The following is a 19,410-nucleotide window of genomic DNA, read 5'->3' on the forward strand; positions in this document are numbered from 1 at the left end:
ATATTAAATCATACGTCAGGGGTAATCCAGTCGACTAAAGCCTCAATACTTTCGAAATCTGCACAGATATCTGAAAGAGGTTGTGTATCTGCTTTTGTTTTGAAATCAGCCCATACTGATTCATTTTTTTCTGTAAGACCCAAATGGTTTTCTATCGAACCATTTAGCCAAATCCAAATATTTGCATTTCTCAGTTTTGCGGCTAATGATGACAAAAATTCTCTGGCGCCGGGCTTTTGAGACATAATAGCAAATGCTTCAGCTGCGGTAGTGTTACTACCCCTTGTAGGCAAACCGGATCCATCGAGAGTGCATTCTCCATTAGCATGCATACTTCTCAAGATTTCTTTTAGTCGTAAAATATCCTCGTCATTATGTTCTAAGAAGTTGTTCCTTATTGCACCGCGGAACGCAAAATCTAAATCAACAATTGCTTTTGTAGGTATATCCATTGAATTTAGAATTTGCATCGTTTTAGATATACTTTCAACGGACCCTGTTTCAATTAGTGCTATTTGCATCTGACCTAATGTTTTATTTTTAACTTTGTTAAAAATAAATGGGAGCAGAGTAGTCTCTGTTTTACCTTCTGTTAGTATTACATTGTTAGCAAACAAAACTTTTGAAGACTGTGTTAATGAAAATAAATGGGTTGCTTGTGCTGGTCGTTGTTCGATTACTTTATTGACTGCTTCTTTTAATGTTAATCTGCAATGAGTGCCACGCTGACTGTTTTTTCTGATTAACACAGTGTCTTTTGCTAAGTCAGAGGTAATCATTTGAGATGAATGGGTAGAGAAAATTATTTGATATCCATGATGAGATAGTGTTTTTAGAGATTCTCTAATTTGTTCGATAGCAAATGGGTGAAGATATAACTCAGGTTCATCTATTAACAGTAGAGTAGTTGTTTTAATATCATCACCGTTGGTTATATCAGCTAAATGTCTTATTAGAGCCATCTGAATCGAACGCTGTGTGCCATGACCATAAGAAGAACAGTCACGAGCAATGCCGGGAAATGAATCTTCATATACTTTTACAGTCCCTGATTTAAATATATCCTTGAAGTCAGGGAGTTCGAAGTGTAGTTTTAAACTTATCCCAGGGAAGAAATCAGCAACTTTACTACTTATTGAATCATCAATATCATTGAGGTCCGATATTCGTTTATTACCGGTTGCAGTCATTCTTCTATTAACGGCATTTAAATGGCTTAGTATCATTTGAGTGTGCTTCTCTTCTATTTTGCAACTCAATTCTGCCAGCAACTTACCTATTGTAGTTCCTGTTTTTGATTTTGAAGAATCATCCGCTGCATTTTCCATTGCACCTATACGTATTGGGTCTGGAAATAAAGCTTTTATCGCATTCTCAATACCCGTTGGTGATGTTCTGAATTCGTTATTTTCTGGGTTTTTAATTAATAATCTGACGTCTTTTGCACTTTGAGCACCAACAGGCTGTTGACGCTTAAATATCAATACCTCATCAATAATGTAGGGTGAAATTCTAGTTCTGTTTTCTTCTGTTAAAGCTGACAAAATATCTTCAGTAATACCCTTAACTGTGCCTATAACTTCTATAGGGTTATCTGGATTAGTATAATCATCAGAGGACAAAAGTTTTTTCTTAAAAAGCCATTCAATAGCATTTAAAATCGTTGACTTACCAGCATTGTTGTAACCGATTAAAGGCGTGAATGAAGAAAAATTGATATCAATATCTTTGCAAGATCTAAAGTTTTTTATAGAAATCTTTGAAAGATGATGATTCATTTTAGACTCCTCCAGTAAGTATTTAAAAGTAATGTCTGCAATGTTATTGTATTGTTAAGATAATGCTGGCTATAATTTGAATATCTTCAATGGAACACTCAAAATCCTTACTCCCACCAGAAACAAGAATTTTGTTCTTAGGTAAACGAGTTAACTCTTTTAAAGATAACTCATTGTCAATTCCTACTAACCATTTTCCATCTCTAATTAGGTGAAATTCTTTATCACATATGACATGTTTTTCTCCATTGCTTACAAACATCAAGCTGCTAGTTTCTTGCTTCGGAAGTAGACACCGATCCATGGATAAAAAACCTGACTCGACAAGCACGCCATTGACCAAATTGAACTTATTTAAAATTACAGTGTTTTCTTCTTGTGAACTATTTGGTGTTTCGATTCCTGTAACTAGCCAGGCGAGATCCGCTTTGGTTTCTAATGCGCATTTAATCACCCAATCCGCAGGGAAAGAATCTCGCATGTATCGTGTGGCTAATGTGCTTTTTGAAATACCAAGGTGGTCGGCTAAGGCTTGGCGGGTTTTAAACCCGTAAGCATTAACAATCCTCTCTATCGCGGCTTTTCCTCCGTTAGTAAGCTCAATATGATTCTCAATGCGGCGCTTAAAGGATGATTGATGAGCGTTGCTGTTAAACCCCTCATGTGGGACTGTTTCATCATGTTGTTCCACATAAGGGGGGAAACTTTCTTCTGCATTGTTAGAACCAAAGGCCAGCCATTCTAGGGATGCGCCAGTTTCCATTGAACATATAACAACCCAATCAGCAGGGAAGGTATCGCGTGCATATCTATTAGCCATTGTGCTTTGTGAAATACCAAGATGCTTACAGAAGGCTTGGCGTGATTTGAAACCATAGGCCTTGAGTATCCTCTCAATGACTTTTTGCCCTCCACGATTCTGCATGACCATAGCTTTCAGACTATCTTCAATATGGCGAAATGTGATTTTTTGAGTTGACATATTCTTTATGTGAACCTATTCTCCGTTTTGTGATGTTTTGTCACGATTAATACCGGCTCACCACAAGCCAATAGGAGATGTTGCATCATGACCCCTAACATTTCAATAACTCTGAATACGCCACACGTCACAATTGAGCGTTATAGCGAACTTACTGGTCTTTCTATCGACACCATCAACGATATGCTGGCTGATGGTCGTATCCCTCGCCATCGCCTTCGGAAAGACAAGAAAAGAGAAAAGGTAATGATCAACCTTGCTGCTCTTACCGTTGATGCACTTACTGATTGCAATGTTGTATTCATCTAGTTCCATTTTGGGATGCATCAGGAGTGTCGACTATGTTTGATTACCAAGTTTCCAAACATCCACATTTTGATGAAGCCTGTCGTGCATTTGCATTGCGCCACAACCTGGTGCAACTGGCAGAACGTGCAGGCATGAATGTGCAGATTCTGCGGAACAAGCTGAACCCAGCTCAACCTCATTTATTAACCGCACCAGAAATCTGGTTGCTTACCGATCTGACTGAAGATTCAACGCTAGTAGATGGTTTTCTGGCTCAGATTCACTGCCTGCCATGCGTACCGATTAATGAGGTGGCAAAAGAGAAACTGCCGCATTACGTCATGAGTGCAACTGCAGAGATAGGGCGTGTCGCGGCAGGTGCGGTTTCTGGCGATGTAAAAACCAGTGCAGGCCGTCGTGATGCGATCAGCAGCATTAACTCTGTTACACGACTGATGGCGCTGGCTGCTGTTTCATTGCAGGCCCGTTTACAGGCTAATCCTGCGATGGCGAGTGCAGTTGATACCGTGACTGGCCTCGGTGCTTCATTCGGTTTGCTGTGAGGTGCTTATGCTGACGAAAGAACCATCATTTGCATCGCTGCTGGTAAAACAAAGTCCGGCAATGCACTACGGTCACGGCTGGATCATGGGTGAGGATGGTAAACGCTGGCATCCGTGCCGTTCACAAGATGAATTGCTGGCAGAACTATCTACGAAAAAACGGGGGAACAAATGGCTATTGAAGGCGCTGCGGCGACTGTTCCATTAAGCCCCGGTGAACGCCTGAATGGACTTAATCACATTGCGGAGCTAAGGGCGAAAGTTTTTGGCCTGAATATTGAGTCAGAGCTTGAGCGGTTTATTAAAGATATGCGTGATCCACGGGATATCAATAACGAACAAAATAAACGGGCACTGGCTGCTATATTCTTTATGGCAAAAATTCCAGCTGAACGTCATAGCATCAGCATTAATGAGCTGACCACTGACGAAAAGCGGGAGTTGATTAAAGCAATGAATCATTTTCGTGCAGTGGTGAGCTTATTTCCCAGACGGCTAACCATGCCGAATTAACCAACTAATGAAATTAATGGCGTAAACCCGCCGGGTATCCCTTTATCTAAATTCAGGAGAATTGATTATGCGTAATATTGAAACCCTCACGACTAAAACCGGACCGGATGATGCAGGGCTTAATATTTTACTGACAGAGGCTCGTCTGGAAGAACGCCGGGCAAGGGCTGAAGCAATGGCAGCTCGCCTTGATAGCCTGGCGTGTCATATCACATCCCGCCAGCTAAACCACGTCGAAGCAGCAGAACTACTGCGTGTAACTGCTGAAGCAATCCAGAACGAAGCGCAGGAGATCCACTAATGGCTGATGCAATGGATCTCGTACAGCAGCGCGTTGAAGAAGAACGCCAGCGCCATATCCGTGCTGCTCGTGCCAAAACGCCGGGCGTGTCCCGCGTGCTTTGCATTGAGTGTGAAGCGCCAATTCCGCCAGCACGCCGCCGCGCCATTCCAGGTGTGCAGCTTTGCATTACCTGTCAGGAAATCGCAGAGCTGAAAGGCAAACATTACAACGGAGGTGCTGTATGAGCACCATCCTGAAATGGGCAGGAAATAAAACCGCCATAATGTCCGAACTGAAAAAGTATCTTCCTGCTGGCCCGCGACTGGTTGAACCTTTCGCGGGTTCCTGTGCAGTGATGATGGAGACGGATTATCCCAGCTATCTTGTTGCGGATATTAATCCTGATTTAATCAACCTCTATAAAAAGGTTGCTGCTGATTGTGAGGCGTTTATATCTCGTGCCAGAGCTTTATTTGAGGAAGCAAACAGGGAGGTGGCTTATTACAACATAAGGCAGGAGTTTAATTACTCCACTGAAATTACTGATTTCATGAAAGCGGTATATTTCCTGTATCTCAATCGTCACGGTTACCGTGGTTTATGTCGCTATAACAAGAGCGGGCATTTCAACATTCCCTACGGTAATTATAAAAATCCGTATTTCCCTGAAAAAGAAATTCGCGCATTTGCAGAGAAAGCCCAGCGGGCAACGTTTATCTGCGCCAGCTTTGATGAAACGCTGGCGATGTTGAAGGTGGGGGATGTGGTGTATTGCGATCCGCCTTATGACGGTACGTTTTCCGGCTATCACACTGATGGTTTCACTGAAGATGATCAGTATCACCTGGCATCCATTCTTGAACATCGGTCATCAGAAGGACATCCGGTCATTGTTTCTAACAGTAACACGTCTTTGACCCGGTCCCTTTATCGTAATTTCACTCACCACTACATCAGGGCGAAACGCAGCATCGGCGTTGCAGCGGGGGAGGGAAAATTTGCAACAGAGATGATTGCCACTAAATCTGCTAATTGGTTTAGTGCCGATTTTAGTAGGGGACGTGACTCTACTGTTATTTTCGGGGTGCAAGTGTGAAAGAAATGCACCACGGAATTCATCATTTCCATGGGACGCCTGTCTGGGGAAGTGCTGGCGACGTTCATCGTATTGCGGTGAGCGGAGCTGGCGCTTTCGTCTCCTATGTACGACCAGATCAGATTGCGGCGTCCATTCAGCACGCTCAGGTCGTCGGCATTGATAACGGCGCATTTTCTGCATGGGTGCGTGGGCTAAAAATTAACTGGAGTGATTTTTATAAATGGCTCCTGAACTATTACCACCATCCTAAGGTCGCTTTTTTTGTCATTCCTGATGTTGTGGACGGAGGTGAACGTGACAATGATGCCCTGATAAACGAAGTTCCGAAAATGTTCTACGGGAAGGCAACTCCCGTCTGGCATCTGCACGAGTCAATCGATCGGCTTATCGAGCTATGTCGTGAATGGCCTCGTGTCTGCTTTGGATCGTCTGGTGAATATGCGGCTATCAGAACTGCGCACTGGCATCGTCGTATGCAGGACGCTTTTGAAGCAATTTATTGCCGACACAATTTCAAAACAGCTGTTCATGGTTTGCGCATGCTTGACGGTCGTGTGTTGGGAAATTACCCACTGGCGACTGCCGACAGTACAAATCTTGCCTGCAATGTCCCCAAATTTAATAGCAAATATCCTGAGCTGACGCGGGCTATTCAGGAGGCTGAGTATTCGCGCAATCTGACGGAAAAGGAGCTGAAAGCTGTCATTCTGAAAAACCGTTGCGCAATTTTAAAAGGTGCAATTGAAGCTGTTCGCCCACCTTCAGTTTCTGATTGGCTGTCGAATGGTTTGCAGCCTTCACAGCTCGAACTGGAGATTGCGTAATGAACTACAGCTATTCCTGGAATGCTGAGAAAAAAGCAATCAATCCTTACGTAGAGACAGAAGAGCAATCTTCAGTTTCTGCGCTTTCAAACCTGATCGCTCTGTACGCTGCCGATAACGAGCAGGAACAGCTGCGCCGCGAGGCACTGAGTGATCAGGTCTGGGAGCGTTATTTCTTTAATGAATCCCGTGATCCTGTCCAGCGCGAAATGGAGCAGGATAAGCTCATTAGTCGGGCAAAGCTGGCGCATGAGCAGCAGCGTTTTAATCCAGATATGGTCATTCTGGCGGACGTCAATGCCCAGCCTTCCCATATCAGCAAGCCGCTGATGCAACGTATTGAATACTTCAGCAGCCTGGGCAGGCCAAAGGCTTATTCCCGCTATTTGCGTGAGACGATTAAGCCATGTCTGGAACGGCTGGAGCATGTACGCGACTGTCAGCTATCCACTTCTTTTCGCTTTATGGCAAGCCATGAAGGGCTGGACGGCCTGCTGATCCTGCCTGAAATGAGTCAGGATCAGGTGAAACGCCTGTCCACCCTGGTAGCTGCGCATATGAGCATGTGCCTTGATGCAGCTTGTGGCGATTTGTATGTCACCGATGACGTTAAGCCAGAAGAAATCCGCAAGACATGGGAAAAGGTGGCAGCGGAAACCCTGCGTCTGGATGTCATCCCGCCTGCGTTTGAGCAACTCCGCCGGAAAAGAAACCGCCGTAAACCCGTGCCCTATGAACTCATTCCGGGTTCGCTGGCGCGTATGTTGTGCGCTGACTGGTGGTACCGGAAATTATGGAAGATGCGTTGCGAATGGCGGGAAGAGCAGTTGCGTGCTGTCTGCCTGGTCAGCAAAAAAGCATCTCCCTATGTCAGCTATGAAGCCGTGATGCATAAACGTGAGCAGCGCCGTAAGTCGCTGGAGTTTTTTCGTTCTCATGAACTGGTGAACGAAGACGGCGACACGCTGGATATGGAAGACGTGGTAAACGCCAGCAGCAGCAACCCTGCGCATCGCCGCAATGAGATGATGGCCTGTGTTAAAGGCCTGGAGCTTATCGCGGAAATGCGCGGTGACTGCGCCGTTTTCTACACCATCACCTGTCCGTCACGTTTCCATTCCACGCTAAATAATGGCAGGCCCAACCCAACTTGGACAAATGCGACGGTAAGACAAAGCAGTGATTATCTGGTCGGCATGTTTGCTGCATTTCGTAAGGCGATGCACAAAGCCGGATTGCGGTGGTATGGCGTGCGGGTGGCTGAGCCGCATCATGACGGTACAGTTCACTGGCACCTGTTGTGTTTTATGCGCAAAAAAGACCGCCGCGCCATCACTGCATTACTGCGTAAGTTTGCCATCCGTGAAGACCGCGAGGAACTGGGCAATAACACTGGGCCGCGCTTTAAGTCTGAGTTGATTAACCCGCGCAAAGGTACGCCAACAAGCTACATCGCGAAATACATCAGTAAGAACATTGACGGGCGTGGTCTGGCTGGCGAGATCAGCAAGGAAACGGGGAAATCCCTGCGTGATAATGCTGAATACGTTAATGCCTGGGCGTCTCTGCATCGTGTTCAGCAATTCCGCTTCTTTGGCATTCCGGGGCGTCAGGCTTACCGTGAACTGCGATTGCTGGCTGGTCAGGCGGCAAGGCAACAGGGGGACAAAAAAGCAGGTGCGCCGGTACTGGATAACCCGCGCCTTGATGCCATCCTGGCTGCTGCTGATGCTGGTTGTTTTGCCACCTACATCATGAAGCAGGGCGGCGTACTGGTTCCCCGCAAATATCACCTCATCAGAACCGCTTATGAAATCAACGAAGAGCCGACCGCCTATGGCGATCACGGCATTCGTATTTATGGCATCTGGTCACCTATTGCAGAGGGCAAGATCTGCACTCATGCCGTGAAGTGGAAAATGGTTCGTAAGGCCGTTGATGTTCAGGAGGCGGCAGCCGACCAGGGCGCTTGCGCCCCTTGGACTCGTGGCAATAACTGTCCCCTTGCTGAAAATTTGTACCAACAAGGGAAAGACAAATCAGCTGATGGGGATACCAGAACGGATATCACCCGTATGGATGACAAGGAGTTGCACGATTACCTGCACAGTATGAACAAAAAAGAGCGCCGGGAACTGGCTGCAAGGTTACGCCTGGTGAAACCGAAACGGCGTAGAGACTACAAACAGCGAATTACAGACCATCAACGACAGCAGCTCGTCTATGAACTGAAGTCCAGAGGATTTGATGGCAGCGAGAAAGAGGTCGATTTACTCCTTCGCGGCGGCAGCATTCCGTCAGGAGCAGGCCTGCGTATCTTCTATCGGAACCAGCGTTTGCAGGAAGATGATAAGTGGCGGAACCTGTATTAATTACGCGGGTTAACAATTCGTGCTCTTAATAATACCCGGCATATCAGGCTGATGAACGTAAAAAAACGTTTTACATCAGTAAGATTATTATATACTGTAAATATAAACAGTGGTTATGCATACAGTATTGCTTGTTGTGTCATAGGAGGAAAGATGCAGGACTATTTTTGGGAGTCTTTGAAGCTCCAACGCATTGATTTTTTTCTTAAGCTTGTAGCGGCTAGTGAGTGTAGTGATGAAGAGAAGGGGTTGGCCCTGCAGTGGGTTTCTGAACTGACAGATGAACTCATGGCAAAAATCAGAAGCCACGAATACAACCGCTCAATGGATGTCATCAGCTGAGGGGACTTTTATGCGCATTGAAATAATGATCGATAAAGAGCAGAAGATTAGCCAGTCTACCCTGGACGCCCTTGAATCCGAGCTTTACCGCAATCTGCGCCCCCTATATCCCAAAACGGTAATTCGTATCCGTAAAGGTAGCTCTAACGGTGTGGAACTGACCGGACTGCAACTGGACGAAGAAAGGAAGCAAGTGATGAAAATTATGCAGAAGGTGTGGGAAGACGACAGCTGGCTGCATTAAGAAACGTTGCTGGCGTCTGAACTTGCTTCTGGCGTCAGCAAGGTTGAACAACGAGCTATGCGAGGCGTTAGTGTCAATTTGTTATCTTAACCACTATATATGCCAGGAAATTAACAGTTCTTAAGAAACCGCTTGCATGATCGAGCGCATTGAACTTAAGTTTAAGTAACGAAATCAACAGATGATATTGTTGTCTAAATTTTAAAGATAATCTGTTGAGGTTGTAGGCGTCGGAGTGTAGACTTCCGCGCCATGTGAAAAGGGGGAGTTATGTCAAGCATCGCCGCATTTAGCCTGGGTAACCCAGTTGAACGTCTGGCAAGGGTTCTTAAAGAGAACCAGGACAAACTCAATCTTAGTAAAGATGGTTTTGTGTCCGTAGACTTGTCTAACAAAAGAGCAATGGATGCCATCAAGGCACAGATGGATAAGCTTGAAGGCATCAAAACGAGCACTGTAAAAGAGAAAACTAATAGAACCAGATAATGGCAACATTACTTTTAGCAGTGATTTTGGTTAGTGGTTTTATTTATGTAAACCTATCACTTTCAACAAGATACCGATATAAGCGTTCCAACGGCTGGGACGCTTATTTTTTTGTGGCTGCCTGGGGTATCGTTTTTTTTCTCCTTGGCGGTTTTTTCACCTTTATTTTGAACGTCAGCGGAGGGTTTCGTTGGCTGGCTAATGCCTTGAATCTAACACCTGACAGTTTTAATGGCATGTTGTCTTCATCGAAAGACAAACTTCAAAGAATAAATGAAATCAAACAGATAGCATGGGTTATGATTTCAATTGTTCTCGCTGCGATTTCAGGTTTTGGAAATAAGTTACGCACATCACGTGGAGATCGTCGCTGGGATGCCTTAGCTAAAGCTGTGGGTAATAACGCTTTCGAATCATTACTCATGGAAGCGTCCGCAAGACAGTTTCCGATCATAGCAACTCTGTCGTCTCGCAAAATCTATGTTGGTCTTGTTACTTGTCCGGCGTTAGAAAACGGGCTTTCAGAACACCTTGAACTTCTCCCGATGTTAAGCGGATATCGGGATAAAGATGATCTAACGATTAGTATCACGACTAACTATCACCAACATTATCTTGATAGTGGTGTGATAAGTGGAATGTCTCGGCTTAATATCGAAGATTTCCGTGTGCTCATACCAAAAGATGAGGTTGAAACAATTTCGTTTTTTGATACTGAGACATATAACAAATTTAAAGAAAATGAAGCCAGGGATAGAAAGAACTGTCGAAAGATTGGTAGTAAAAGTGCATCTTTGCGCAGCAAGCGTGCAGCAGATGCTGAGTCAAATGATCGTGCATGACTATGCTGCATGAGATCGCATGATCGTTTGAGGATCGTTTTTGCTAAGGCCCGCCAGAACTGGCGGGCTTTTGCGTAGATCATGCACCTGCATGAAAACTACTACATAAAGCGGGCAGGCGTGGCGGGGATACGAGCGCGCGCAAACATGTTTACTTGCAATTAATGTAGATATATTCTGAAATTGATAACTTACACATGAAAGGAGACGTGAGAGTGGCAAAATATACACCGGGCCAGAAAGTAAAACATGCAACAGGACATGGTCCAATCATGGTAATTGATCACTACCAATCGGCTACAATGGCAGTTTGTACGTGGTTTATTGGTGCTAAGAACCAGCGCGGAGTTTTTCACGAAGATACTCTAGTTTTATTTGTTCCAAAAGCTGAGAGTGATGATGAATGATTCTCTGATAAAAATAGTTGACTGGATGGTTAATACCACTCGTTCTAATGGTGTGTTGTATCAGTCCGAGGTTGTTGAATTTCTAATCAATGACTTTGGGGACGAGTTCATCAAAACTAATGAGAATGGTAATTACGCTATAAGCAGTACTGTGCTAGCAAATTTTAGAAAGGCTAGCAAAGACGATATAGTTTGGGATCGTGAACAGTTAGCTTGGCGTTTACGCAATGAAAGCGATTTACCCGGACGGATGCAGTAGAGATAATACAGATAATAGTGAACAAGCTGATAATTTCAACTTGTTCACTTCTTTTTTATGACTGATTATTTTCTAAGCCATAATATTCAAATTTGACTACCTCTTCATCTAACCATTCATTAATTTCGGCAATGCGTTTTTGTAAAGGCATCAGTTCATTCCGAACAAATACCCGGCTGGCTTTCTCCACATCCCCAAACCCCCCTACATTATTAGGCATAATCCCCATCATCTGCGGCGGCACTCGGTGTGCTGCCATCATGTCGTCCCGGCTCACGTTCTTGATATTTAGAAACTCATCCTTCGCCGCGACTTCTGACAACGGGATGATCTGAAGCCCGTCCTTTTTGCCGTTAGGCGAGTACATAAACAGATTGCGGAAGTTACCTGGTCCTTTGGCGCTTTTCATCGCATTGCGGAGGTTGTTCACATCCTCCTGGTTTTGCGCGGCATCGGTCATGTACATAATGAAGCCTGCATGACTGCCGTTAATGTAATACTTTCGACGGAACAGCGTGGCGGACTCGTTGAGCAGGGCAGACGGAATGGCAGAAAGATAACCGGGCAGGCCGTAGATCTCCTGATTAATATCCGGTTCCATTAGGTGAAAAATGCTGCCTTTCGTGAACTGATACGGTTGCGTGGTCATGCCGTATTGCACAAACCAGTAGGTATCCAGATCTAATCCGCGTCGGGTGTATTTTGCCAGAGCAGGCTCAAGGGCGATAACTTCACCGAAGCGGTTCGTGCGTTTCTCCAGGTAGGCGTTACCAAATACCAGATAGTCCTGCACAAAACGTGAAAAAGCCTGCTGGCTAAGCAGCGGGTGAGGGATGTAGGTGCTGGTTAGAATGTTGCATTTCACTGCAATCGGTGAGCTGTGATGTACGGCGGCGCGATAGGTGCGAGCCAGCCCATCAAAACTGACCGGCGGTTCATACCATCTGTCCATCTGTACGCATTCCACATAGTCCAGCAGCTCGCGGCGGTCCAGTACCGGGATCGGATCGCCAAAGCTGAAAGCCTCGGCACTTACGCCTGTGTTTTTCGGTGCCGTAGCTTCTGTTGGCGTTTTGCTGGTTAAGGCTTCGGGTTCACTCATCAAAAAATCTCCACAATATTGCTGGTATTGGCGGATTCGCCCTGCAGCGGTTCGTTAAACAGTGCGTGCATTGTTGCCCAGGCCAGATCGGCGTGGCTGGCTTCTTCGCTGCGGCTGGCTTCATAGGTCGGGCGGTTGCCGCTGGCGGTGGTTGCGCGACGGATTGCCATGAATGACTGCGCAATGTCAGTGTGTCCGGCGTCAAACTCCAGACGGCGGTGGCTGATGATGTCGTAGGCCTTGAGCACCAGGGCGTTTTTGACGTTGGGGTTGTAGACAAACTCCCGCACGGCAGGAAAGAACGCTTTCACGTTCTCGTAGACACCGTGACCGACGCCGGTCGAGTCGATGCCGATATAGGTCACGTTGTACTGCTGCGTCAGTTTTTTAATGGCGTCAGCCTGGGCGCGGAAGTCCATCCCGCGCCACTGGTGTCGCTCCAGAATGCGGAACTTGCCGCCCGGCACGGCTGGCGGTGCCACCACCACGCATCCGGCGCTGTCGCCGTTCTGCGTACCTTTTGCCGGGTCATAACCGATCCACACTTCGCGCCAGCCAAACGGGCGCAGGGCCAGAGCATGAAAGTCGGTCCAGACTTCCCAACTGTCCACCATGCACGCCTGCAGCTCGCTGAGCGGAAACACGGACGCGAGATCGTCCACAAACTCGCACATCAGCAGGTTCTGGTATTCGTCCGGGCTGTACTCCATGCGCAACTGGTCGAGGTCGAACAGGTTACAGCCGCCGCGCACCGCATCTTCCACAGTGACTATCTGGCGGTACTGCCCGTCTGCGCACAGCAGGCCGGGGGCCAGATTGCTGTGGGACAGGTCGATGTCCACCTTATCGGCTTTGTTGCGCCCACGATTGAACAGCGCACCGGACCAGAACGGATAAGCACTGTGAGTCAGGCTGGATGGCGTGGAAAAATAGGTTTGTCGCCATTTTTTGTGAATAGCCATACCGGAAGCCACTTTGCGCAGCTCCTGGAATTTCGGTAACAGCACGAAGTAAAAAAGGGCGCATCAAACGTCAGATGTTTGCAAAGCTGCGCACCACAAAATACCTGAAAACCGCCGCCAGCGCGGATTCTGCCAGCGTACAGTTTGAAGGTAAGGTGCAGCGCATTGCCCGCGTTCATCATTACGGCCTGCGCGATCGCGTCAGTCCAAAGGGGGGAGTCATTAAGTATCCATCCCGAAAATTGCTGGGTTTAAATGAACATACTGAAAATGAAGTAAGAGATTTACTTTTAAAGTATTTTTTGATGAAAAATTAGAATGTTTACGCACTTAATAAACTTAAATAACTTTTTATGCTTTGGCAAAAAGGGAAAAGGTCTATTTTAATTTTCCAGTTTTTTTTGTTTTGAACCCCAGAAGCAATAATAGAACCATCCCAATATTTTATTCCATTTTTGCCGGTCTTTTTTGTTAACTCAAAACTTAATGCGTGAATAATTTTATTGCAGCATTCGCGTATAGAACCTTTAACATGACCATCTATAACAAAAAGTATATTTTCATGTTCTTCAAATGCTTCTTTCTCAGGTGAGTAATCTGGGTTCCACTCATGTTCACTAGTGTCTTGGAGAATTCGTAGTTTTGTACAAAGGCTAATAAGATTGTTGCTAATGGTATATTCCAACCATCCGTTGTACGATAACTCCTCCATTTCAAATTCAGTTACTATAGAATCATCATATACTTTCTGTGTGGAATATATACGCTGTAAATAAAATTCAGATGAACAGCATAATTGCTCAATTATTCTTGCGTGTTCTTCTATAGCGTAATAATCAATTGGATGGCTCATTCTTTTACCTTTCTTCGATTGGAATTGTATTTGTGTCATTTACCACACAAGGACGTATTGATGCCATAGATTCAAGGTCCGTGCAACCTAACCCTATGAACGCACAACTACCCGCCGTGAAAAATCGTGGCACAAGACCACTGTCGGGGAAGTGGTGAAGGAAATAGCCGCGCGTCATAAGCTGAAGATGGCACTGGGTAAAGACCTGTCGGATAAGCCCGTGGAGCATATAGACCAGACTAATGAGAGTGACGGCAGTTTTCTGATGCGGCTGGCGCGCCAGTACGGTGCCATCGCGTCGGTGAAAAATGGCAATCTGTTATTCATCCGGCAGGGACAGGGCAAAAGCGCCAGCGGTAAACCACTGCCGGTGATCTCAATCACACGTAAGGACGGCGACAGTCACCGCTTTACCCTGGCAGATCGCGGAGCCTACACGGGCGTAATTGCCAGTTGGTTGCATACCCGCGAACCCGCGAAGAAAGAAAGCACCACGGTGAAGCGTAAGCGCAGGACTAAGAAGCAGAAGAAAGAGCCGGAAGCGAAGCAGGGCGATTACCTGGTGGGTACGGATGAAAACGTGCTGGTACTTAATCGCACTTATGCCAACCGGAGCAACGCCGAACGGGCAGCGAAAATGCAGTGGGAACGCCTGCAACGCGGCGTTGCATCATTCTCGCTACAACTGGCGGAAGGGCGGGCAGATCTCTACACGGAAATGCCAGTGAAAGTCAGTGGCTTTAAACAGCCGATAGATGATGCGGAATGGACCATTACGACTCTGACGCATACCGTCAGCCCGGATAACGGTTTTACGACCAGTCTGGAGCTTGAAGTGAGGATTGATGATTTCGAAATGGAATGATTCTTCGCAATGGAGAACTTTTAAGTTTGCAAAATGGAATAATGCGGTATCATTATTGTGAATTTAGCAAAAATGGGGAGAACACGAAAAATGATGATTTGCCCACTGTGTGGAAGTGCCGCCCATACTCGCAGCAGTTTTCAGGTATCTTCATTGACCAAAGAGCGTTACAACCAGTGCCAGAACATTAACTGCAGCCATACTTTTGTTACCCATGAAACTTTTGTTCGTTCGATTGCAACGCCAAAAGAGTCAAATCCGGTTCAGCCGCATCCAATGAAATCAGGACAGGTGGCGCTCTCTCTTTGACGCTGCCGCCATTTTGTCGCCATCGTTAAAAAACAGTGCTTCTAACATCATGATTTTAAAAGGCATAAATTTCAGGCAACAAAAAACCCATCAACCTTGAACCGAAATGGCGGGGTTGATGGGCTCCACAAAATGGGGACATCAAAGAAAAGCAGTGGCACTAATTAAGACTGATGCCCTGCGGAAAAGTTCTGCGGTTGTGCAAAAAAATTTCATTTTCAGGGCAACTTCAGTTTTATCCTAATCCTGGCCATACCATGACGATGATTGTCCCTGCCAGCGTCAGCAGGACGTTGGCGATTGCATAGGTGCCCGCATAGCCCAGCGCCGGGATGTTACTGCGAGCTGTATCACTGATGATCTCCATTGCCGGCGCGCAGGTACGTGCGCCCATCATTGCGCCGAACAACAGCGCGCGGTTCATTCGCAATACATAAGCACCGAACAAGAAACAGATAACCACGGGCACCAGACTGACAATCAATCCGGCAATCAACATCTGACCGCCAATCGCGCCCAGGCCGTTATTAATACCGCTACCGGCGCTCAGACCAACGCCTGCCATAAACACCATCAAGCCGAACTCTTTCACCATGCTTAATGCACCCTGCGGAATGTAACCGAAGGTCGGGTGGTTAGCACGCATAAAGCCCAGCATAATTCCGGCGAATAACAACCCGGCAGCGTTCCCCATGCCGAAACTGAATGTGCTGAACTGGAAGGTGATCATCCCGATCATCAGCCCAATAACAAAGAAGGCGCAAAATGCCAGCAGGTCAGTGACCTGGCTGTGAATCGAGATAAAGCCGATGCGATCGGCGATGGTTTTTACGCGACGGGCATCACCGCTGACTTGTAAAACGTCACCTTTGTTAAGCACGACGTTGTCATCTATCGGCATCTCAATCTGGCTACGAATGACGCGGTTAAGGAAGCAACCGTGATCGGTCAACTTCAGTTGTGCGAGACGTTTACCTACAGCGTTATGGTTTTTAACGACCACTTCTTCAGTGACGATACGCATGTCGAGAAGGTCACGATCGAAAACTTCTTTACCGTTACGGAAGCTGGGATCGAGTCGGGCATGGGCGTCGGGATAGCCTACCAACGCTATTTCATCGCCCATTTGTAGCACGGCATCACCGTCTGGATTTGCCAGAATCCCGTTACGTCGAATACGTTCAATGTAGCAGCCGGTTTGTCGATAAATACCCAGTTCACGCAGATTTTTGCCGTCGGTCCAGGCCACCAGCTCCGGGCCGACGCGATAGGCGCGGATCACCGGTAAATAAACCTTACGGTTGGCATCAGTGTCCAGGCCACGTTCGCGGGCGATTTGCTGGGCGCTGGTCTGTAAGTCCTGATGCTGCAATTTCGGCAAGTAACGCGCACCAACAATCAAACTCACCAGACCGATTAAATAGGTTAAGGCATACCCGAGGCTCAGATTATCCAGTGCCAGTGAGAGCTGCCTGCTTTCCATGCCGGAATGACGCAGTGTATCGCCAGCACCGACCAGAACCGGTGTCGACGTCATAGAGCCTGCTAACATACCGGCCGTCAGGCCAATATCCCAGCCAAACAGCTTACCTAACCCTAAGGCGATCACCAGCGCACTGCCAACCATCACCAGTGCTAACATTAGGTAATTTTTCCCATCGCGAAAAAAAATGGAAAAAAAGTTCGGTCCGGCTTCAACCCCAACACAGAAAATAAACAGCATAAAGCCAAGATTAAGCGCATCGGTGTTAATGCTGAAATGTTGTTGGCCTAATAACAGCGATACGACTAAAACGCCAATGGAATTACCCAGTTGGATCGAACCAAGTCGTAACTTTCCGAGACATAGCCCAAGCGCGAGGACCACAAATAATAACAGAATGTAATTCCCATTTAACAATTCGGCGACGTTTATATTCACGGAGGCTAACTTCTTGTTTACTAGTAAGCTGTTGAAAGAAATGGTAATTTACGATAATGTTTTTTACCAGAATTCAGGGCGCAGATTCATTCAGCGCACCTAAACGATAGTAAAGTAACAATATATTTTACTAGTGTAATCACATTAGGTATCAACGGCTATATGAATTGCGTTGGCCTATATTAGCATGGAATGCGAAGCGGCTTTATCTTACTGAACGCCACACTGGCGAAAAATGTGTTCGATAGACGCAGTGTCAGGAGGAACGAGTGAAACATAAACAACGTTGGGCGGGGGCAATCTGCTGTTTTGTCCTCTTCATTGTGGTGTGCCTTTTTCTGGCGACGCACATGAAAGGCGCTTTTCGGGCTGCCGGGCATCCTGAAATCGGCTTGCTATTTTTCATTCTTCCTGGAGCAGTCGCCAGCTTCTTTTCACAGCGTAGAGAAGTCCTGAAACCTCTGTTTGGCGCAATGCTGGCGGCACCCTGTTCGATGCTCATTATGCGGCTGTTTTTTTCACCGACGCGCTCATTCTGGCAAGAGCTGGCATGGTTATTAAGTGCGGTGTTCTGGTGTGCGCTGGGGGCACTGTGTTTCTTATTTATCAGTAGTTTGTTTAAACCACAGCACAGAAAAAATCAGTAAAGCCCTCAACGCGAGGGCTTGTCAGACGATCAGGCGTCCAGATTTTCTTTCACCCATGCAGCAAAATCGGTATAGCCGCCGATATGTTGCTGATCGACAAAAATCTGCGGCACGGTTTCTACGGGTTTACCTGCCTTTTGTTGTAGATCTTCTTTAGTGATCCCTTCCGCACGAATATCTACATAGTGATACTGAAAATCATCGTGTTCATTGCTCAATTTCTCAGCCAGATCTTTTGCACGCACACAGTAAGGGCAACCCGGACGACCAAAAATAACGGTTTGCATTATTTCTCTCCTCATAGATTTATGCCTGTAATGATCACGCTAAAATGTATTCGCTGAAAGTAGGTTTAACCTGTTGCATTAATTGCTAAAAGCTATAACTGTTAAACACAATACAGTGAAAAGTTTTAGACTGAAGGCTCACTTTGCAGAGGGAAGCGTATGCGCGCGATCGGTAAATTGCCTAAAGGCGTGTTGATACTGGAATTTATCGGAATGATGCTACTGGCGGTGGCGCTGCTGTCGGTAAGTGACTCCCTGTCGCTGCCTGAGCCATTTTCTCGGCCAGAAGTGCAGATTCTGATGATTTTTCTCGGTGTTTTGCTCATGCTTCCCGCTGCGGTGGTGGTTATTCTTCAGGTGGCAAAACGTCTTGCCCCACAGCTGATGAACCGTCCACCGCAATATTCACGTTCAGAAAGAGAAAAAGATAATGACGCCAACCATTGAACTTATTTGTGGCCATCGCTCCATTCGCCATTTCACTGATGAACCCATTTCCGAAGCGCAGCGTGAGGCGATTATTAACAGCGCCCGTGCGACGTCCAGTTCCAGTTTTTTGCAGTGCAGTAGCATTATTCGCATTACCGACAAAGCGTTACGTGAAGAACTGGTGACGCTGACCGGCGGGCAAAAACACGTAGCGCAAGCGGCGGAGTTCTGGGTGTTCTGTGCCGACTTTAACCGCCATTTACAGATCTGTCCGGATGCTCAGCTCGGCCTGGCGGAACAACTGTTGCTCGGTGTCGTTGATACGGCAATGATGGCGCAGAATGCATTAATCGCAGCGGAATCGCTGGGATTGGGCGGCGTATATATCGGCGGCCTGCGCAATAATATTGAAGCGGTGACGAAACTGCTGAAATTACCGCAGCATGTTCTGCCGCTGTTTGGGCTGTGCCTTGGCTGGCCTGCGGATAATCCGGATCTTAAGCCGCGTTTACCGTCCTCCATTTTGGTGCATGAAAACAGCTATCAACCGCTGGATAAAGACGCACTGGCGCAGTATGACGAACAACTGGCTGAATATTACCTCACCCGTGGCAGCAATAATCGCCGGGATACCTGGAGCGATCATATCCGCCGAACAATCATTAAAGAAAGCCGCCCATTTATTCTGGATTATTTGCACAAACAGGGTTGGGCGACGCGCTAAAACCGCCACGTCGATGTATGATACGCGGG

Annotated in this window: 25 protein-coding genes and 3 pseudogenes; 21 read left to right on the plus strand and 7 right to left on the minus strand. The window is 46.6% G+C overall.

The window, feature by feature from the left end; translation table 11 throughout:
* Positions 1–8: 8 nt before the first annotated feature.
* A complete protein-coding gene (locus tag RTW80_RS02540; protein WP_152928264.1) occupies positions 9–1,778 on the minus strand; it encodes an ATP-dependent endonuclease in 1,770 nt (589 codons plus the stop codon).
* Positions 1,779–1,821: 43 nt separating this feature from the next.
* A complete protein-coding gene (locus RTW80_RS02545) occupies positions 1,822–2,760 on the minus strand; it encodes a phage repressor protein CI (protein WP_042096903.1) in 939 nt (312 codons plus the stop codon).
* 87 nt (positions 2,761–2,847) lie between these two features.
* On the opposite strand from RTW80_RS02545, the gene RTW80_RS02550 reads away from it, so the two are divergent.
* From RTW80_RS02550 to RTW80_RS02620, 15 genes are all read left to right on the plus strand, one after another.
* Positions 2,848–3,069, plus strand: coding sequence for a regulator (locus RTW80_RS02550; protein ID WP_152928262.1), 222 nt, complete (start codon positions 2,848–2,850; stop codon positions 3,067–3,069).
* A 32-nt stretch (positions 3,070–3,101) separates the two neighbouring features.
* Positions 3,102–3,611, plus strand: coding sequence for a phage regulatory CII family protein (locus RTW80_RS02555; protein WP_000460893.1), 510 nt, complete (start codon positions 3,102–3,104; stop codon positions 3,609–3,611).
* A gap of 7 nt (positions 3,612–3,618) precedes the next feature.
* On the plus strand, positions 3,619–3,819 hold the full coding sequence (locus RTW80_RS02560) for a phage filamentation protein Fil family protein (RefSeq protein ID WP_000956182.1): 201 nt from the start codon (positions 3,619–3,621) through the stop codon (positions 3,817–3,819).
* A complete protein-coding gene (locus RTW80_RS02565) occupies positions 3,783–4,124 on the plus strand; it encodes a DUF5347 domain-containing protein (protein WP_000963473.1) in 342 nt (113 codons plus the stop codon). The genes RTW80_RS02560 and RTW80_RS02565 overlap by 37 nt, the downstream gene beginning before the upstream one ends.
* A 67-nt stretch (positions 4,125–4,191) precedes the next feature.
* Positions 4,192–4,425, plus strand: coding sequence for a DUF2732 family protein (locus RTW80_RS02570; protein WP_001244228.1), 234 nt, complete (start codon positions 4,192–4,194; stop codon positions 4,423–4,425).
* The gene (locus RTW80_RS02575) at positions 4,425–4,652 is read left to right on the plus strand and encodes a TraR/DksA family transcriptional regulator (protein ID WP_000752613.1); all 228 of its coding nucleotides are present in this window, start codon (positions 4,425–4,427) and stop codon (positions 4,650–4,652) included. The genes RTW80_RS02570 and RTW80_RS02575 overlap by 1 nt, the downstream gene beginning before the upstream one ends.
* Positions 4,649–5,503: a DNA adenine methylase gene (locus tag RTW80_RS02580; RefSeq protein ID WP_049066405.1), complete on the plus strand. Its 855-nt coding sequence runs from the start codon at positions 4,649–4,651 to the stop codon at positions 5,501–5,503. The genes RTW80_RS02575 and RTW80_RS02580 overlap by 4 nt, the downstream gene beginning before the upstream one ends.
* A 5-nt stretch (positions 5,504–5,508) precedes the next feature.
* Positions 5,509–6,330 (plus strand): hypothetical protein, encoded by an 822-nt coding sequence (locus tag RTW80_RS02585; RefSeq protein WP_001420002.1) that lies wholly within the window; start codon positions 5,509–5,511, stop codon positions 6,328–6,330.
* On the plus strand, positions 6,330–8,702 hold the full coding sequence (locus tag RTW80_RS02590; RefSeq protein ID WP_097493132.1) for a replication endonuclease: 2,373 nt from the start codon (positions 6,330–6,332) through the stop codon (positions 8,700–8,702). The genes RTW80_RS02585 and RTW80_RS02590 overlap by 1 nt, the downstream gene beginning before the upstream one ends.
* A gap of 153 nt (positions 8,703–8,855) precedes the next feature.
* Entirely contained in the window at positions 8,856–9,044 is a 189-nt protein-coding gene (locus RTW80_RS02595) for a hypothetical protein (RefSeq protein WP_047090128.1), read from the plus strand.
* A gap of 10 nt (positions 9,045–9,054) precedes the next feature.
* Positions 9,055–9,288, plus strand: coding sequence for a DinI-like family protein (locus RTW80_RS02600; RefSeq protein WP_001217575.1), 234 nt, complete (start codon positions 9,055–9,057; stop codon positions 9,286–9,288).
* Between the two features lie 270 nt (positions 9,289–9,558).
* Positions 9,559–9,774 carry a hypothetical protein gene (locus RTW80_RS02605; protein WP_000094764.1) on the plus strand — a complete coding sequence of 72 codons (216 nt, stop codon included), beginning with the start codon at positions 9,559–9,561 and terminating at the stop codon, positions 9,772–9,774.
* Complete coding sequence (locus tag RTW80_RS02610) at positions 9,774–10,616, plus strand: hypothetical protein (RefSeq protein WP_113993492.1); 843 nt, start codon at positions 9,774–9,776, stop codon at positions 10,614–10,616. The genes RTW80_RS02605 and RTW80_RS02610 overlap by 1 nt, the downstream gene beginning before the upstream one ends.
* Positions 10,617–10,831: 215 nt before the next feature.
* Positions 10,832–11,023 carry a hypothetical protein gene (locus RTW80_RS02615; protein ID WP_024169233.1) on the plus strand — a complete coding sequence of 64 codons (192 nt, stop codon included), beginning with the start codon at positions 10,832–10,834 and terminating at the stop codon, positions 11,021–11,023.
* Positions 11,013–11,282, plus strand: coding sequence for a DUF6953 family protein (locus tag RTW80_RS02620; RefSeq protein WP_096997786.1), 270 nt, complete (start codon positions 11,013–11,015; stop codon positions 11,280–11,282). The genes RTW80_RS02615 and RTW80_RS02620 overlap by 11 nt, the downstream gene beginning before the upstream one ends.
* Positions 11,283–11,337: 55 nt before the next feature.
* Here RTW80_RS02620 and RTW80_RS02625 read toward each other — a convergent pair whose 3' ends face one another.
* Both RTW80_RS02625 and RTW80_RS02630 read right to left on the minus strand, forming a co-directional pair.
* Positions 11,338–12,384, minus strand: a complete 1,047-nt coding sequence (locus RTW80_RS02625; protein ID WP_217823827.1) for a phage portal protein — start codon at positions 12,382–12,384, stop codon at positions 11,338–11,340.
* A pseudogene (locus RTW80_RS02630) lies at positions 12,384–13,385 on the minus strand (terminase large subunit domain-containing protein); the annotation flags it as partial. The pseudogene RTW80_RS02630 and the gene RTW80_RS02625, both read right to left, overlap by 1 nt.
* On the opposite strand from RTW80_RS02630, the pseudogene RTW80_RS02635 reads away from it, so the two are divergent.
* Positions 13,382–13,663: pseudogene (locus RTW80_RS02635) on the plus strand (phage virion morphogenesis protein); the annotation flags it as partial. The pseudogenes RTW80_RS02630 and RTW80_RS02635 sit on opposite strands and share 4 nt — an antisense overlap.
* A 5-nt stretch (positions 13,664–13,668) precedes the next feature.
* On the opposite strand, the gene RTW80_RS02640 reads toward RTW80_RS02635, so the two are convergent.
* Entirely contained in the window at positions 13,669–14,199 is a 531-nt protein-coding gene (locus RTW80_RS02640; RefSeq protein WP_000019233.1) for a hypothetical protein, read from the minus strand.
* Positions 14,200–14,296: 97 nt separating this feature from the next.
* Between RTW80_RS02640 and RTW80_RS02645 the strand changes: the two are divergent.
* A pseudogene (locus tag RTW80_RS02645) lies at positions 14,297–15,064 on the plus strand (contractile injection system protein, VgrG/Pvc8 family); the annotation flags it as partial.
* Between the two features lie 90 nt (positions 15,065–15,154).
* On the plus strand, positions 15,155–15,373 hold the full coding sequence (locus RTW80_RS02650) for an ogr/Delta-like zinc finger family protein (protein WP_000972391.1): 219 nt from the start codon (positions 15,155–15,157) through the stop codon (positions 15,371–15,373).
* A gap of 235 nt (positions 15,374–15,608) precedes the next feature.
* Here RTW80_RS02650 and RTW80_RS02655 read toward each other — a convergent pair whose 3' ends face one another.
* Positions 15,609–17,294: an aspartate:alanine antiporter gene (locus RTW80_RS02655; protein WP_001024876.1), complete on the minus strand. Its 1,686-nt coding sequence runs from the start codon at positions 17,292–17,294 to the stop codon at positions 15,609–15,611.
* Between the two features lie 269 nt (positions 17,295–17,563).
* Here RTW80_RS02655 and RTW80_RS02660 point away from each other — a divergent pair, with 269 nt between their 5' ends.
* On the plus strand, positions 17,564–17,941 hold the full coding sequence (locus RTW80_RS02660) for an inner membrane protein YbjM (protein WP_000681108.1): 378 nt from the start codon (positions 17,564–17,566) through the stop codon (positions 17,939–17,941).
* 29 nt (positions 17,942–17,970) lie between these two features.
* Here the strand turns inward: RTW80_RS02660 and grxA are convergent, their stop codons facing one another.
* Positions 17,971–18,228 (minus strand): glutaredoxin 1, encoded by a 258-nt coding sequence (gene grxA / locus RTW80_RS02665; RefSeq protein WP_001195225.1) that lies wholly within the window; start codon positions 18,226–18,228, stop codon positions 17,971–17,973.
* 159 nt (positions 18,229–18,387) lie between these two features.
* On the opposite strand from grxA, the gene RTW80_RS02670 reads away from it, so the two are divergent.
* Positions 18,388–18,675: a DUF1418 family protein gene (locus RTW80_RS02670; RefSeq protein WP_001201560.1), complete on the plus strand. Its 288-nt coding sequence runs from the start codon at positions 18,388–18,390 to the stop codon at positions 18,673–18,675.
* Positions 18,659–19,381 (plus strand): nitroreductase NfsA, encoded by a 723-nt coding sequence (gene nfsA, locus RTW80_RS02675; protein ID WP_000189162.1) that lies wholly within the window; start codon positions 18,659–18,661, stop codon positions 19,379–19,381. The genes RTW80_RS02670 and nfsA overlap by 17 nt, the downstream gene beginning before the upstream one ends.
* The last annotated feature ends 29 nt before the right edge of the window (positions 19,382–19,410 follow it).

The sequence above is a fragment of the Escherichia sp. AM3 genome (assembly GCF_032029835.1).
Lineage (GTDB): Bacteria > Pseudomonadota > Gammaproteobacteria > Enterobacterales > Enterobacteriaceae > Escherichia > Escherichia coli.

Excerpts from the sequence above, each read along its gene's own strand:
- RTW80_RS02540 (WP_152928264.1), bottom strand. The coding sequence starts at position 1,778 with ATGAATCATCATCTTTCAAAGATTTCTATAAAAAACTTTAGATCTTGC.
- RTW80_RS02545 (WP_042096903.1), bottom strand. The coding sequence starts at position 2,760 with ATGTCAACTCAAAAAATCACATTTCGCCATATTGAAGATAGTCTGAAA.
- RTW80_RS02550 (WP_152928262.1), top strand. The coding sequence starts at position 2,848 with ATGACCCCTAACATTTCAATAACTCTGAATACGCCACACGTCACAATT.
- RTW80_RS02555 (WP_000460893.1), top strand. The coding sequence starts at position 3,102 with ATGTTTGATTACCAAGTTTCCAAACATCCACATTTTGATGAAGCCTGT.
- RTW80_RS02560 (WP_000956182.1), top strand. The coding sequence starts at position 3,619 with ATGCTGACGAAAGAACCATCATTTGCATCGCTGCTGGTAAAACAAAGT.
- RTW80_RS02565 (WP_000963473.1), top strand. The coding sequence starts at position 3,783 with ATGGCTATTGAAGGCGCTGCGGCGACTGTTCCATTAAGCCCCGGTGAA.
- RTW80_RS02570 (WP_001244228.1), top strand. The coding sequence starts at position 4,192 with ATGCGTAATATTGAAACCCTCACGACTAAAACCGGACCGGATGATGCA.
- RTW80_RS02575 (WP_000752613.1), top strand. The coding sequence starts at position 4,425 with ATGGCTGATGCAATGGATCTCGTACAGCAGCGCGTTGAAGAAGAACGC.
- RTW80_RS02580 (WP_049066405.1), top strand. The coding sequence starts at position 4,649 with ATGAGCACCATCCTGAAATGGGCAGGAAATAAAACCGCCATAATGTCC.
- RTW80_RS02585 (WP_001420002.1), top strand. The coding sequence starts at position 5,509 with ATGCACCACGGAATTCATCATTTCCATGGGACGCCTGTCTGGGGAAGT.
- RTW80_RS02590 (WP_097493132.1), top strand. The coding sequence starts at position 6,330 with ATGAACTACAGCTATTCCTGGAATGCTGAGAAAAAAGCAATCAATCCT.
- RTW80_RS02595 (WP_047090128.1), top strand. The coding sequence starts at position 8,856 with ATGCAGGACTATTTTTGGGAGTCTTTGAAGCTCCAACGCATTGATTTT.
- RTW80_RS02600 (WP_001217575.1), top strand. The coding sequence starts at position 9,055 with ATGCGCATTGAAATAATGATCGATAAAGAGCAGAAGATTAGCCAGTCT.
- RTW80_RS02605 (WP_000094764.1), top strand. The coding sequence starts at position 9,559 with ATGTCAAGCATCGCCGCATTTAGCCTGGGTAACCCAGTTGAACGTCTG.
- RTW80_RS02610 (WP_113993492.1), top strand. The coding sequence starts at position 9,774 with ATGGCAACATTACTTTTAGCAGTGATTTTGGTTAGTGGTTTTATTTAT.
- RTW80_RS02620 (WP_096997786.1), top strand. The coding sequence starts at position 11,013 with ATGATGAATGATTCTCTGATAAAAATAGTTGACTGGATGGTTAATACC.
- RTW80_RS02625 (WP_217823827.1), bottom strand. The coding sequence starts at position 12,384 with ATGAGTGAACCCGAAGCCTTAACCAGCAAAACGCCAACAGAAGCTACG.
- RTW80_RS02640 (WP_000019233.1), bottom strand. The coding sequence starts at position 14,199 with ATGAGCCATCCAATTGATTATTACGCTATAGAAGAACACGCAAGAATA.
- RTW80_RS02650 (WP_000972391.1), top strand. The coding sequence starts at position 15,155 with ATGATGATTTGCCCACTGTGTGGAAGTGCCGCCCATACTCGCAGCAGT.
- grxA (WP_001195225.1), bottom strand. The coding sequence starts at position 18,228 with ATGCAAACCGTTATTTTTGGTCGTCCGGGTTGCCCTTACTGTGTGCGT.
- RTW80_RS02670 (WP_001201560.1), top strand. The coding sequence starts at position 18,388 with ATGCGCGCGATCGGTAAATTGCCTAAAGGCGTGTTGATACTGGAATTT.
- nfsA (WP_000189162.1), top strand. The coding sequence starts at position 18,659 with ATGACGCCAACCATTGAACTTATTTGTGGCCATCGCTCCATTCGCCAT.